This window comes from Rhizobium sophoriradicis (assembly GCF_003939025.1).
In the GTDB taxonomy this organism is placed as follows: Bacteria; Pseudomonadota; Alphaproteobacteria; order Rhizobiales; family Rhizobiaceae; genus Rhizobium; species Rhizobium sophoriradicis.
In genome coordinates this window covers 26,726-39,489 of sequence record NZ_RQIH01000026.1, presented here as the reverse complement: position 1 = coordinate 39,489, position 12,764 = coordinate 26,726, and the positions used below count along the sequence as shown (strand labels likewise).

Here is a 12,764-nt window from a genome sequence, read left to right as displayed (position 1 = left end):
CTTCATTCGCCCCTCACTTGGGAGGCGTGCCGTTGTCGGAAAGCACGTCGCCGACGAGGTAGAGGGAACCGCCAACGAGGATGCGCGGCGGCAGCGCTTGCGGATCGCTAACGGCTTTTATGGCTTCGAGCGCTTCGCCGACCGTCGACATCGGTTCGGCAACCAAACCGGCATCATAGGCAGCATGCGAGAGTATCACCGGATCGATCATCGCTTCGCTACCGCGAATCGGCACGCAGAAAACTTTTTCGACCAGCCCGGCGAAGGCCTTGAAATAGCCGACCGGGTCCTTGGTGTTGATCATGCCGATGATCAGGAACAGCGGCCGGGACTGGCGTTCCTCGAAATTGGCCATGGCTTCGGCGATCACTTCGCCGGCACCGGGATTATGCCCGCCGTCGACCCAGATTTCGGCGCCGGCGGGCGCATGCTGCAACAGCCGGCCATCGCTCAGGCGCTGCAGCCGGCCCGGCCATTCCACGCAATTCATCGCCTTTTCCATCATCGTCTCGGTGATGGTGAAACCTGCCGCCTTGACGGCGCGGATGGCGGCGGCGGCATTGGCATATTGATGGCGGCCGGGAAGGCGCGGCAGCGGCAGGTCGGCAAGCCCGTATTCGTCCTGATAAACGAGCCGGCCATATTCCTCATGCGCCATGAAATCCTGGCCGAACACCGCGCTCGGGCAATGCAGCCGCTCGGCCGTCGACATCAGCACGTCGAGTGCCGCGTCATATTCCTGGTGGCCGATAACGACGGGCAATCCCGGCTTCATGATGCCGGCTTTTTCCGCTGCGATCAGCTCGACCCTGTCGCCGAGATAGGGCTGGTGATCGAGCGAGATCGGCATGATCACCGAGACGGCCGGATCGGAAATGACGTTGGTGGCATCGAAGCGTCCGCCGAGACCGACTTCGATGATCGCCGCGTCGGCCGGATGTTCGGAAAACAGAATGAAGGTGACCGCCGTCAGGATTTCGAAGACGGTAATATGCTGTCCGGCATTGGCATCGGCGACGCGGCGCACGGCATCAGCGAAAACGGCGTCATCGACCAGCTGTCCGCGTCCGCCTTTGACGCCGATGCGATAGCGCTCGTGCCAATTGACGAGATGCGGCGATGTGTGGACATGGGCGCTGTAGCCGCCTGCCTCAAGCAAAGCGCGGCAGAAGGCGGTGACCGACCCCTTGCCGTTGGTGCCGGCGACGTGGATCACCGGCGGCAGTTTCCGGTGCGGATTGCCGAGTTGATCGAGAAGACGAGTGATGCGATCGAGCGACAGATCGAAGCCCTTGGGATGCAATCCCATGAGTTTTTCGATCTCTTGCGCTGCCTCACTCACCGCGGTTTGGCCTCTGGGTATCAATTCGGCACCCCGCCTGCTTGTCGATTATCAGGCGCTCGCCGCCAGGGCGATCGCACCGGCATTCATGTCGTTGGCCGCCGAGACGGGTTTCTTCGTCAGGATCTTCAGGAGGCGCGCCAGCGTTTCCGGGATGTCGTGACGTTTGACGACCATGTCGACCATACCATGTTCCAGCAGGTATTCGGAGGTCTGGAAGCCCTCCGGCAGCTTTTCGCGCAGCGTCTGCTCAATAACGCGCTTGCCGGCAAAGCCGATTTCTGCGCCGGGCTCGGCCAGATGAATATCACCGAGCATGGCGTAGGAGGCGGTCACGCCACCGGTCGTCGGGTTCGTCAGTACGACGACATAAGGCTGGCCGGATTCCTTGAGCAAGTCGACGGCAACCGTCGTGCGCGGCAGCTGCATGAGCGAGAGAATGCCTTCCTGCATGCGCGCGCCGCCGGAAGCGGGGAACATCACCAGCGGGCACTTTTCCAATGTCGCACGTTCGAACGCCTTGACGATCGCCTCGCCGGCGGCAATGCCGAGCGAACCGCCGATAAAGTTGAATTCGTGCACGACGGCGACGAGCTTCAGGCCCTGCACCTTTCCGAGACCGGCGAGGATCGTGTCCTCCTGTTCGGTCTTCACGCGGCTGTCGCGCAGGCGATCGATATATTTCTTCGAATCGCGGAACTTCAGCGGGTCCTGGGCGACCTTCGGCTGCGGCAGCGATTCATATTCGCCATTGTCGAAGAGATCGGCCAGCCGGGCCTTGGCCGGCATCTTCATGTGATAACCGGACGCCGGAATGACCCATTTGTTGGATTCGAGATCCTTGTGAAAGACCATCTCCCCCGTTTCCGGGCACTTGATCCAGAGGTTCTCCGGCACTTCGCGACGGCCCAGCATGGAATTGATCCGCGGGCGAACGTAGTTGGTGATCCAGTTCAACTCGAATACTCCTGATTGACGAGTGCCAATGTGGGAAAACTATTCGGCAGCAACAAGGCGCGCCGAACGGGTTCCCGATGAGAGGCCGCGCACCAGCGTTGCGACCGCCTGAACGGTGTCCGCCGTCGCCTTGCCGTCCTTGGTCAGGCTGGTGGCGACCTGATTGACGATGGCGGTGCCGACGACGACGCCGTCGGCCGAGCCGCCGATGACCTTGGCATGTTCCGCAGTCTTGACGCCGAAGCCGACACAAACCGGCAGCTCGGTGTGCTGCTTGATGCGCTGGACGGCGCCCGAAACAAGCGACGGATCGGGCAGCGCCGAGCCGGTGATGCCGTTCATCGAGACGTAGTAGACGAAGCCGGAGGTGTTTTTCAGCACGGCCGGCAGGCGCTTCTCGTCGGTGGTGGGTGTCGCCAGGCGGATGAAGTTGATGCCTTTGCGGATCGCTGGAATGCAGAGCTCGTCATCCATCTCGGGCGGCAGGTCGACGACGATCAGGCCGTCGATGCCGGCGGCGATCGCATCGTCGAGGAATTTCTCGACGCCGTAGATGTAGATCGGATTGTAGTAGCCCATCATCACGATCGGCGTCGCATCGTTGGTCTTGCGGAAATCGGCCGCCAGCTGCAGCGTCTTCTTCAGCGTCTGGCCGCCTTTCAGCGCACGCTGGCCGGCGAGCTGGATCGCCGGACCGTCGGCCATCGGATCGGAAAAGGGCATGCCAAGCTCAATGATGTCGGAACCTGCCTCCGGCAGCGCCTTCATGATGCCGAGAGAGGTATCGTAGTCAGGATCGCCGCCCATGAAATAGGTCACAAGCGCCGGACGGCCCTCGGCCTTCAGCTCGGCAAAGCGTTTGTCCATGCGTGCGGTCATGTCTTACAGTCCCATTCCCAGAAGCTTGCCGACGGTGAAGATGTCCTTGTCGCCGCGGCCGGAGAGGTTCATCAGAATGATCTCGTCCTTGCCCATCGTCGGCGCACGTTTGATCACCTCGGCAATCGCATGCGCGGCCTCGAGCGCCGGGATGATGCCTTCGAGGCGGGTCAGGGTCTGGAAGGCCTCGAGCGCTTCGTGATCCATGATCGGCACATAATCGACGCGGCCGATATCGCTGAGCCACGAATGTTCCGGGCCGATGCCGGGATAATCGAGACCGGCCGAAATCGAGTGGCCTTCCTTGATCTGTCCGTCGCCGTCCTGCAGGAGATAGGTGCGATTGCCGTGCAGCACGCCGGGCGTGCCGGCAGTGATCGACGCGCAATGTTCATCGCCCTGCAGGCCCTTGCCGCCGGCTTCGACACCGACGATCTTGACGGAGGAATCGTCGAGGAAGGGGTGGAAGATGCCGATCGCGTTCGAACCGCCGCCGACGGCCGCGATGACGAGATCCGGAAGGCGGCCTTCGGCCGCCAGCATCTGCTCTTTTGCTTCGGCGCCGATCACCGACTGGAAGTCACGGACCATCTCCGGATAGGGGTGCGGACCGGCTGCCGTGCCGATCAGATAATAGGTGTCCTCGACATTGGTGACCCAGTCGCGGAGCGCCTCGTTCATGGCGTCCTTCAGCGTGCCGCTGCCGGCGGTCACCGGTTTGACTTCGGCGCCGAGCAGCTTCATGCGGAACACGTTCGGCGCCTGACGCTCGACGTCGGTGGCGCCCATATAGACGACGCAGGGAAGGCCGAAGCGGGCGGCAACGGTGGCGGAGGCGACACCGTGCTGGCCGGCGCCGGTTTCAGCGATGATGCGGGTCTTGCCCATGCGCTTGGCGAGCAGGATCTGGCCGATGCAATTGTTGATCTTGTGCGAACCGGTGTGGTTCAGCTCCTCGCGCTTGAAATAGATCTTCGCGCCACCGAGTTCGGCCGTCAGCCGCTCGGCAAAATAAAGCGGGCTGGGGCGGCCGATGTAGTGCGCGCCGAGATGTTTCAGCTCCGCCTGAAAGACCGGATCGGTCTTCGCCTTGTTCCACTCGTCCTGCAGATCGAGGATCAGCGGCATCAATGTTTCGGCAACGAAACGACCGCCAAAAATGCCGAAGCGGCCATCTTCATCGGGGCCGGAACGGAAGGAATTCGGTTTAGGCGTCTCGTTCACTCTCAACTCCCTGAGGCCATGACAGGCGCATCCGCCGTTTCGACCGCATCGAAAAATTCATCGATCATTGCAACGCTCTTCACGCCGGGCGCGCTTTCGACGCCCGAGGAGACGTCGATACCACGTGCCTTGGTATTCGCGAGCGCATCCGCGACATTGTTCTTGTTCAGTCCGCCGGACAGCATGTAGTCGATGCTCTCGTCGATCCAACCGAGAAGGCTCCAGTCGAAGGAAATACCGTTACCACCCGGCAGTTCGGAACCCTTCGGCGCTTTCGCATCGAACAGGAAGCGGTCGGCGATGCCGACATAGGCCTCGACCCGCTTCAGATCGTCGGCCGTGCGCACCGAAAAGACCTTCATGACCGGCAAGCCATAGAGCGCCTTGATGGTCAGCACATGCTCGGGGCTCTCATTGCCGTGGAGCTGCAGAATATCCGGCTTCAACAGCGAGACGATCTCATCCAGCTCGTCATTTGTGGCATCGACGACGACGGCGACGATCTTCGCCTTGCCGCGGGCCGGTTCGGCAAGTTTTGCCGCCAGGTCCGGCTCGATGTAGCGCGGGCTCTTTTCAAAGAAGATAAAACCGATATGGGTCGCGCCGCGTTTCAGCGCGCGATCGACAGCTTCCGGCGTCTTCAAGCCACAGATTTTGATATCCGGTTTCATGGCAGCGAAGTGACACGAAATGCGGCAAGAGTCGAGCCAATTTGCATGCAAAGCTGCATTTAGGGCGAGCTTCGATCAGGCGAAATCGATGGCGTGCAGCTGGCTACCGTGCCGCTTCAGCCAGGATTTCGCTTCCTCCATGCCGGGGCAAAGCTTCTTGCAAAGCGCCCAGAAGCGGGGCCCGTGGTTCATTTCCTTGAGATGGGCGACCTCGTGGGCGGCGAGATAGTCGATCACGGAAGGCGGCGCCATGACGATCCGCCAGGAGAAACTCAGATTTCCCTCCGACGAGCAGGAGCCCCAGCGGCTTCGGGTATCCTTCATCGAGATCGAGCGGATCGGCGCCCGGATGGTTGCGGCATGCGCTGCCGCCAGCCTCTCGAGATCGACGCGCGCCTCCTTCTTGAGGAAGGCCGCAATGCGCCGCCCGACATGTTCAGGCATGCCGCTGACACGCAACACCGGATCGCCGCCCACAGAGACCACCTCCGTCAAACCGCGCAAGCTGCCCGTATGCACAATGCGATGGGAAACGCCGCGCAGGAGGATCTTGCCGCCATCGCGCAGCCCGGTGTCGGTCGAAAACTTGGCAAGTTTGGTGAGCAGCCATCCCTGGTGCCGATCGAGGAAGGCGTTGACCTCACGCGCCGCAAGGCCCCTCGGCACCGTCATCTTCAACGCGCGGCCGCCTGGCTCGATGCGCAGCGTGATGCGCGTCGCCTGGTCATGATGCTTGATGGTGAGAGGCATGAGCCGGCCGGCGACATCAAGCGTCCGCGTTTCGGGCGGAGCCGGCTTTCGCACCTTTGGCCGTGTCTTCAGAAGCGGAAACATGGGTGTTTTCTATACGATTCGCCGGCGAACCTAAACGATTCAGCGGGAAGCCGGGCATGGAAAAACCGGCATCGGTCAAGATGCCGGTCATCGCTTCATCACTCATCCACTCACGGCGTCTGAAATTCCGCGACCGGCCCGCCGTTATCGTCGCGCTTGGCATTCTTGCGGTCACGCATGAAACGGTCGAACTCTTCCTGGTCCTTGGCGCGGCGGAGTTCGCGGAGATACTCGTCGAATTCCTGGCGCATTTCGTCCAGCTTGCGGCGCTCTTCCTCGATCCGGTCGAGCTCGGCCTTACGCCAGTCGTCGAAGGCGACGTTGCCGGTCGAGAAATGCGGGCGGTGATGGCCATGCGAACGGCGGCAGGAGGCAAAGAAGCCGTCGGTCGCCTGGTTTACGTCGCGCTTGAAGCCGCGCAGACGCTCGCCGAAGATGATATAGGCAAGCATGGCCAGACCCAGAGGCCAGAAAACCATGAAGCCGAGAATCATCAGGGCAATGGTAGCCGGAGTCCAATCCGGTCGAAGCAATGCTGACTGGTTCATCGTGCGGTATCCTCGCGTTCTGCGCCGGCAAGATGCCGAACGCTGAAATCGATGTGGTTACCGCAATAGCAGGCTTCAAGACGATTGCCCGGGAAATCGGACAAGGTCTTGAATCCACTTTTCTAATTCAGCTGGCCCTGATTTACGCCGTCCGGCCGCCCTTGATGACGCGCCGCACCGGGCGCTTGACCGCGGCACGCGAATGCTGGCGGACGAAATTGACGATGCGCGGTGCGATCTCGCGGCGGAAACGCGAGCCGTTGAAAACCCCGTAGTGGCCGACATCCGGCTGGAGATAATGCATACGCATATCTTCGGGAATGTTCACGCAGATGGTCTGTGCCGCCTTGGTCTGGCCGACGCCCGAGATGTCGTCATTCTCACCTTCAACCGTCAGAAGCGCGACGTTGCGGATCGCTGCGGCATCGACGCGTTTGCCGCGATGCATCAATTCGCCCTTCGGCAGCGAATGCTTCATGAAGACCTGTTCGACCGTCTGCAGGTAGAATTCGGCCGTCAGATCCATGACGGCGAGATATTCGTCGTAGAAATCGCGATGTTTTTCCGGTTCGCCATCGTTCTTCACGAGGTGCATGAAGAATTCCTTGTGGGCGACGACGTGCCTGTCGAGGTTCATCGACATGAAGCCAGAAAGCTGCAGGAAGCCCGGATAGACACGCCGCAGGAAGCCTGGCTGCGGCCAGGGCACATTCATGATGACATTATCGGAAAACCACTGCAGCGACCGTTCCTGGGCGAGCTTGTTGACGGCGGTCGGATTGATGCGCGTGTCGATCGGGCCGCCCATCAGCGTCATCGAGGATGGCGATAGTGGATCGTTGGCTTCCTCCATCACCGCGGCTGCGACCAGCACCGGGACGGAAGGCTGACAGACGGCGATCACATGCGTGTCGGGACCGAGGAAATGCAGCATCTCGATGACATAATCGACGTAATCGTCGAAATCGAACGTGCCCTCCGTCATCGGCACCATGCGGGCGTCGATCCAGTCGGTGATGTAGACGTCGGCGCTCGGCAGCAGCGCCTCGACCGTGCCGCGCAACAGCGTCGCATAGTGACCGGACATCGGCGCCACGATCAGGATGCGCGGGTCGCTGGCGCGGCCGGGCGGAACGTTGCGGGCGAAATGCAGCAGATTGCAGAAGGAGCGCGACCAGACGACCTCTTCACGGACGGAAACCGTCTGGTCGTCGATCGTCGTCCACTTCAAGTCGAATTCAGGCTTTCCGTAGCGGCGTGTCGTGCGCTCGAACATTTCGAGGCTTGCCGCGATCGTGCGGCCGAACGGCGTCTGGGCAAACGGGTTCAGCGGGTTGGCATAGGCAAAACGCATGATATCTGCCGCGGCGCGAAACGGCGCCATGGCAGCATGATTCAATTCATAAAGCTGATAAAACATACAAGGCGCTGCCTTTCTCTATCGGAAAGATGACGTCGATTGATAGACATCGAACCTTTCCGCACGCTGGCACGTAACATAGATTAACAGGTTTTTGTTGCACAGCAACATGGACGTGCCGAACCTGCACAGGAAATGCCAGAGTGTTGATCCCTGGCATCCCCATAAAACTGAAAGCTTAAGCTTCAGCGCTACTAGTGTCGTTAACGATCGGCGACGAAGCTCTGCTTCTGGCTGCCGAGGCCTTCGATGCCGAGCTCGACGACATCGCCGTCCCGAAGATAGCGCGGCGGCTTCATGCCCATGCCGACACCGGGCGGCGTGCCCGTCGAAATGACGTCGCCTGGATGCAGCGACATGAACTGGCTGAGATAGGAAACGATATGGGCAACACCGTAGACCATCGTCTTCGAGGAGCCGTTCTGCATCGTCTGGCCGTTGACCTTCAGCCACATGCCGAGGTTCTGCGGGTCGGCAATCTCGTCCTTGGTCACAAGCCAGGGGCCAATCGGCCCAAAAGTGTCGCAGGACTTGCCCTTGGTCCACTGGCCGGCGCGTTCCGTCTGGAAGGCGCGTTCGGAAACGTCGTGCGACACGCAGTAACCGGCGACGTAGTCGAGCGCGTCGGCCTCGCTGACATATTTCGCCGTCTTGCCGATGACGACGCCGAGCTCGACTTCCCAATCGGTCTTTTCCGAGCCGCGCGGGATGAGGACGGTGTCATTCGGCCCTACGATGGCCGACGTCGCCTTCATGAAGATCACCGGCTCGGGCGGCACGGTGGCGCCGGTTTCGGCGGCGTGGTCCGAGAAGTTGAGGCCGATGCAGATGAATTTGCCGGTGCCGGCAACACAGGCGCCGATGCGGCCGGCACCGAGTTCGGGAAGGCTCTTCGGATCGATCGCCGCGATCTTTGCAAGGCCGGCCGGCGAGATTGCCTCGCCGCCGATATCGCCGACATGACCGGAGAGATCGCGGATTTTGCCATCGGCATCGAGAAGTGCCGGTTTTTCGCGACCTGGTTCGCCAACACGCATCAGCTTCATGGAGTTCCTCCTCATCAAAAACGAAGTTGCGATCACCTATGAACGAATTATTCATCGGTGTCATTACGGCTTTGCCGGGAAGCGGTACGGCTTTCTAGAAAATTTCAGACAAGTCATGACCGGCGGAAACGATTTTTGTCGGTTTGAGGCTTTCCAGCGAGTAGTAGCCGCGCTTGATATGATCGAGATTGGCAGTTTCGGCGCATGCCCGGCCAATCGAGCATGCGACGATGCCTGCGCTTGCCAAGGCAGCGAAGCTGCGAAATATGACTTCTGAACGCAGCTCAAGATGAGATGGAGTTTTCTCGATGCACGTCTCCAAAGCCGTTGTGCCTACCGAACATGCAAGCCGCTACCTGCAGCAGCTTTGCAAACATTGGAGCCACAAGTTCAGTGTCGATTTCGACCCCCATAAGGGCCGGGTGCCGTTCAGCGATACCGCTGAAGTGACGTTCACCGCCGATGATGCGGCCCTCACCATGGTGCTTTCCCTTGCCGATCCAGCCCAGCAGGCAAGGATGCAGGACGTTATCGACGATCACCTGAAGCGCTTCGCCTTCCGCGAGGAACTCGACATCGTCTGGATGGACTGACCGAAGCTGACCCGAATTTCTGCTCCCAACCCCGGAACAAGCATGACGAAGAGCAATAACCGCGAATCCCAATATCCGATTGATCCGATGTTTCTCGATCGCTGGTCGCCGCGCGCCTTCACCGGCGAAATCATCGAGGAGGCGCAGCTTCTCGGCCTGCTCGACGCCGCCCACTGGGCGCCGTCTTCTTCCAACCAGCAGCCCTGGCGCTTCATCTATGCCCTGAAAGGTTCACAGCATTGGGAGAAATTCGTCGCATTGCTCGTCGATGCCAATCAGGAATGGGCGAAGAATGCGTCAGCGCTAATCTTCGTCGTGTCGCGCAGCTTCACCGGCGCTGCCGGTTCCGGCGAGGAAAAGCCGAGCTACACGCATTCCTTCGATGCCGGCGCGGCATGGGGCCACCTGGCGCTCCAGGCGCGCCTTTCCGGTTTTTACGCCCATGGCATGGGCGGTATCAAACACGAAGATATCATGAAGACCTTCGGCATCCCCCAGGGGTACAGGGTCGAGGCGGGTGTTGCGGTTGGCCGCCTGGCCGATAAGACCGTACTCTCCGAACGCAACCAGACGCGCGAATTCCCCAGCCAGCGCAAGCCGCTCTCCGAAGTCGCCTTCAACGGCCGTTTCGTCGCGAACTGAGCGCAACCGAAAAAACAAAAGGCCCCGCGGTTCGAGGACAGCGGGGCCTTTTGCTGAGACAATATTGATCAGATATCGAGGTTTGCGACGCTCAGCGCGTTGTCCTGGATGAATTCGCGCCGCGGCTCGACCTCGTCACCCATCAGGCGCGCGAAGAGACCATCGGCATCGGTGGCGTCCGCGACCTTGACCTGCAGCAGCGAACGGACGTTCGGATCGAGCGTCGTTTCCCAGAGCTGTTCGGCATTCATCTCGCCGAGCCCCTTGTAGCGCTGCATGGTGAGGCCCTTGCGGCCGCTGGCGAAGATCGCGTCGAGCAGGGCGCGCGGCCCCGAAATCTCGATGTCGCCTTCGCGCCGATGCAGCGACGGCGGCGTCTGGTAGATTTCCTTGAGACGTGACGTCAGCTGATCGATGTGCCGGGCGTCCGAGGAGCCGATCAGCGCCATATCGAGCACGACGATTTCCTTAACACCGCGGACCATGCGCTCGAGGCGCAGGCCGCCATCGCTGGTCAGATCGCCCTGCCAGCCGCGCTCGGTTTCCTCGGCGATAATATCGAGACGGCTTGCGACTTCGCTTACCAATGCCTGGGCTCTTGCCTGGTCACTGACGAGTTCGGCGTTGAGCGCGCCGGCAATTGCCGCCTGTTCGACAACGGCGCGATTGTAACGCGAATGGAGGTTGTCGAGCAGAGCGCGCATACGCAGCGCATCGAGAATGACTTCGCGCAGATCCTGACCGGTGCGGACCTCGCCGCTGCCGAGCCGCAGCGCGGCATCTTCCAGACCCTGGCCGATCAGATATTCCTCAAGCGCCTTTTCGTCCTTCAGATACTGCACCGACTTGCCGCGCGCGACCTTATAGAGCGGCGGCTGGGCGATATAGAGATGGCCGCGCTCGATCAGCTCCGGCATCTGCCGGAAGAAGAAGGTGAGCAGCAGCGTGCGGATATGGGCGCCGTCGACATCGGCGTCCGTCATGATGATGATCTTGTGATAACGCAGCTTCTCGGCATTGAACTCGTCCTTGCCGATGCCGGTGCCGAGCGCCGTGATCAATGTGCCGATTTCCTGGCTCGACAGCATCTTGTCGAAACGGGCACGTTCGACGTTGAGGATCTTGCCGCGCAGCGGCAGGATCGCCTGGTTTTCGCGCGAACGGCCCTGCTTGGCCGAGCCGCCGGCCGAATCGCCCTCGACCAGGAAAACTTCGGATTTTGCCGGATCACGCTCGGAGCAGTCGGCGAGCTTGCCAGGCAGCGAGGCGATATCGAGCGCGCCCTTGCGGCGGGTCAATTCGCGGGCTTTGCGGGCTGCCTCGCGTGCGGCTGCCGCCTCGACGACCTTGCCGACGAGGATCTTGGCTTCACTCGGATGCTCTTCGAACCAGGTGCTCAGCGCCTCATTGACGAGACTTTCGACAACGGGACGGACTTCCGAGGACACGAGCTTGTCCTTCGTCTGCGAGGAGAATTTCGGATCGGGCACCTTGACCGACAGGACCGCGGTCAGGCCCTCGCGGCAATCTTCGCCCTGCAGCGTCACCTTTTCCTTTTTGGTGATGCCGGAATTATCGGCATAGGACACGACCTGGCGCGTCAATGCCGCCCGGAAGCCGGCCATATGCGTGCCGCCGTCGCGCTGGGGAATGTTGTTGGTGAAGCAGAGCACGTTCTCGTGGTAGCTGTCGTTCCACCACATCGCCACTTCGACGGTGATGCCGTCCTTTTCGCCGCGGATGGCGACCGGCTTGTCGACCAGCGACTTCTTGGCGCGGTCGAGATAGGCGACGAAAGCTTCGAGGCCGCCGTCATAGCGCAATTCTTCCTGCTTAATATCGGAATGGCGCTTATCGGTCAGCAGGATGCGCACGCCGGAATTGAGGAAGGCGAGCTCGCGCAGGCGATGCTCCAGCGTGCCGTAGTCGAACTCCGTCATAGTGAAGGTTTCGCTGCTCGGCATGAAGCTCACTTCGGTGCCGGTCTCGTCTGGCGCTTCGCCCGTGACCTTCAGCGGCGCGTCGGCTACGCCATGAGTGAAGCTCATTTCATGAATCTTGCCATGGCGGCGGATCTTCAGCTTCAGCCAGACGGAAAGCGCATTGACGACGGAAACGCCGACCCCGTGCAGACCGCCGGAGACCTTGTAGGAATTCTGGTCGAACTTGCCGCCGGCATGCAGCTGCGTCATGATGACTTCGGCCGCCGACACGCCTTCGCCGGAATGAATGTCGGTCGGGATGCCGCGGCCGTTATCGGTGACCGTCACCGAACCATCCGGATTGAGGCTGACGGTAACGATGTCGGCATGGCCGGCCAGCGCTTCGTCGATGGCGTTGTCGACGACTTCATAGACCATGTGATGCAGGCCGGAGCCGTCATCGGTATCGCCGATATACATGCCGGGGCGTTTGCGCACGGCATCGAGGCCCTTCAGGACCTTGATGGAATCTGCGCCATATTCGGTGCTTACGCCGTTTTCCGTCGCGGATGTATCGCTCATTCTGTCGAGATTTTCCCTGTTGTCGTAAGCGGCGGCGCGCCTTGCGAATCACCGGCTTTCTTCACTCTCGTATATAGGTTTTTTGAGCCCTGTTCCCAATGGCA

At 60.8% G+C, this 12,764-nt stretch carries 13 protein-coding genes and 1 pseudogene; 2 read left to right on the top strand and 12 right to left on the bottom strand.

All coding sequences use genetic code 11. The annotated features are described in order from the left end of the window. Positions 1–13: 13 nt before the first annotated feature. From EFR00_RS30700 to EFR00_RS33770, 11 genes and pseudogenes are all read right to left on the bottom strand, one after another. A complete protein-coding gene (locus EFR00_RS30700; protein ID WP_170961485.1) occupies positions 14–1,366 on the bottom strand; it encodes a bifunctional folylpolyglutamate synthase/dihydrofolate synthase in 1,353 nt (450 codons plus the stop codon). A 27-nt stretch (positions 1,367–1,393) separates the two neighbouring features. Beyond that, a complete protein-coding gene (gene accD, locus EFR00_RS30695; RefSeq protein ID WP_077992776.1) occupies positions 1,394–2,299 on the bottom strand; it encodes an acetyl-CoA carboxylase, carboxyltransferase subunit beta in 906 nt (301 codons plus the stop codon). Positions 2,300–2,338: 39 nt separating this feature from the next. Next, positions 2,339–3,178: a tryptophan synthase subunit alpha gene (gene trpA / locus EFR00_RS30690; protein ID WP_039617059.1), complete on the bottom strand. Its 840-nt coding sequence runs from the start codon at positions 3,176–3,178 to the stop codon at positions 2,339–2,341. Between the two features lie 3 nt (positions 3,179–3,181). Then, the gene (gene trpB / locus EFR00_RS30685) at positions 3,182–4,402 is read right to left on the bottom strand and encodes a tryptophan synthase subunit beta (RefSeq protein ID WP_039617057.1); all 1,221 of its coding nucleotides are present in this window, start codon (positions 4,400–4,402) and stop codon (positions 3,182–3,184) included. Between the two features lie 2 nt (positions 4,403–4,404). Further along, the gene (locus EFR00_RS30680) at positions 4,405–5,073 is read right to left on the bottom strand and encodes a phosphoribosylanthranilate isomerase (protein WP_009994168.1); all 669 of its coding nucleotides are present in this window, start codon (positions 5,071–5,073) and stop codon (positions 4,405–4,407) included. A gap of 75 nt (positions 5,074–5,148) precedes the next feature. Then, positions 5,149–5,907, bottom strand: a complete 759-nt coding sequence (locus EFR00_RS30675) for a M48 family metallopeptidase (RefSeq protein WP_077992774.1) — start codon at positions 5,905–5,907, stop codon at positions 5,149–5,151. Continuing rightward, positions 5,840–6,013, bottom strand: coding sequence for a hypothetical protein (locus EFR00_RS33210; protein WP_164519006.1), 174 nt, complete (start codon positions 6,011–6,013; stop codon positions 5,840–5,842). Before EFR00_RS33210 ends, EFR00_RS30675 begins: the two co-directional genes overlap by 68 nt. A 4-nt stretch (positions 6,014–6,017) precedes the next feature. Further along, positions 6,018–6,455, bottom strand: a complete 438-nt coding sequence (locus EFR00_RS30670; protein WP_077992772.1) for a DUF2852 domain-containing protein — start codon at positions 6,453–6,455, stop codon at positions 6,018–6,020. 142 nt (positions 6,456–6,597) lie between these two features. After that, entirely contained in the window at positions 6,598–7,875 is a 1,278-nt protein-coding gene (locus EFR00_RS30665; protein WP_077992770.1) for a polyhydroxyalkanoate depolymerase, read from the bottom strand. Between the two features lie 203 nt (positions 7,876–8,078). After that, positions 8,079–8,921 (bottom strand): fumarylacetoacetate hydrolase family protein, encoded by an 843-nt coding sequence (locus tag EFR00_RS30660; RefSeq protein ID WP_077992768.1) that lies wholly within the window; start codon positions 8,919–8,921, stop codon positions 8,079–8,081. Between the two features lie 94 nt (positions 8,922–9,015). Continuing rightward, positions 9,016–9,151: pseudogene (locus tag EFR00_RS33770) on the bottom strand (glutathione S-transferase family protein); the annotation flags it as partial. Between the two features lie 78 nt (positions 9,152–9,229). Here EFR00_RS33770 and EFR00_RS30650 point away from each other — a divergent pair. Both EFR00_RS30650 and EFR00_RS30645 read left to right on the top strand, forming a co-directional pair. Then, positions 9,230–9,514: a DUF2218 domain-containing protein gene (locus tag EFR00_RS30650; RefSeq protein ID WP_077992766.1), complete on the top strand. Its 285-nt coding sequence runs from the start codon at positions 9,230–9,232 to the stop codon at positions 9,512–9,514. Positions 9,515–9,556: 42 nt separating this feature from the next. Further along, positions 9,557–10,156 (top strand): nitroreductase family protein, encoded by a 600-nt coding sequence (locus EFR00_RS30645; RefSeq protein ID WP_077992763.1) that lies wholly within the window; start codon positions 9,557–9,559, stop codon positions 10,154–10,156. A 68-nt stretch (positions 10,157–10,224) separates the two neighbouring features. Here EFR00_RS30645 and gyrB read toward each other — a convergent pair whose 3' ends face one another. Continuing rightward, complete coding sequence (gene gyrB / locus EFR00_RS30640) at positions 10,225–12,660, bottom strand: DNA topoisomerase (ATP-hydrolyzing) subunit B (RefSeq protein WP_038685872.1); 2,436 nt, start codon at positions 12,658–12,660, stop codon at positions 10,225–10,227. Positions 12,661–12,764: the final 104 nt, after the last annotated feature.

Coding starts and splice junctions, on each gene's coding strand:
- trpA (WP_039617059.1), bottom strand. CDS start 3,178: ATGACCGCACGCATGGACAAACGCTTTGCCGAGCTGAAGGCCGAGGGC.
- EFR00_RS30650 (WP_077992766.1), top strand. CDS start 9,230: ATGCACGTCTCCAAAGCCGTTGTGCCTACCGAACATGCAAGCCGCTAC.
- gyrB (WP_038685872.1), bottom strand. CDS start 12,660: ATGAGCGATACATCCGCGACGGAAAACGGCGTAAGCACCGAATATGGC.
- EFR00_RS33210 (WP_164519006.1), bottom strand. CDS start 6,013: ATGAGTGATGAAGCGATGACCGGCATCTTGACCGATGCCGGTTTTTCC.
- EFR00_RS30675 (WP_077992774.1), bottom strand. CDS start 5,907: ATGTTTCCGCTTCTGAAGACACGGCCAAAGGTGCGAAAGCCGGCTCCG.
- EFR00_RS30645 (WP_077992763.1), top strand. CDS start 9,557: ATGACGAAGAGCAATAACCGCGAATCCCAATATCCGATTGATCCGATG.
- EFR00_RS30665 (WP_077992770.1), bottom strand. CDS start 7,875: ATGTTTTATCAGCTTTATGAATTGAATCATGCTGCCATGGCGCCGTTT.
- EFR00_RS30680 (WP_009994168.1), bottom strand. CDS start 5,073: ATGAAACCGGATATCAAAATCTGTGGCTTGAAGACGCCGGAAGCTGTC.
- EFR00_RS30670 (WP_077992772.1), bottom strand. CDS start 6,455: ATGAACCAGTCAGCATTGCTTCGACCGGATTGGACTCCGGCTACCATT.
- EFR00_RS30660 (WP_077992768.1), bottom strand. CDS start 8,921: ATGAAGCTGATGCGTGTTGGCGAACCAGGTCGCGAAAAACCGGCACTT.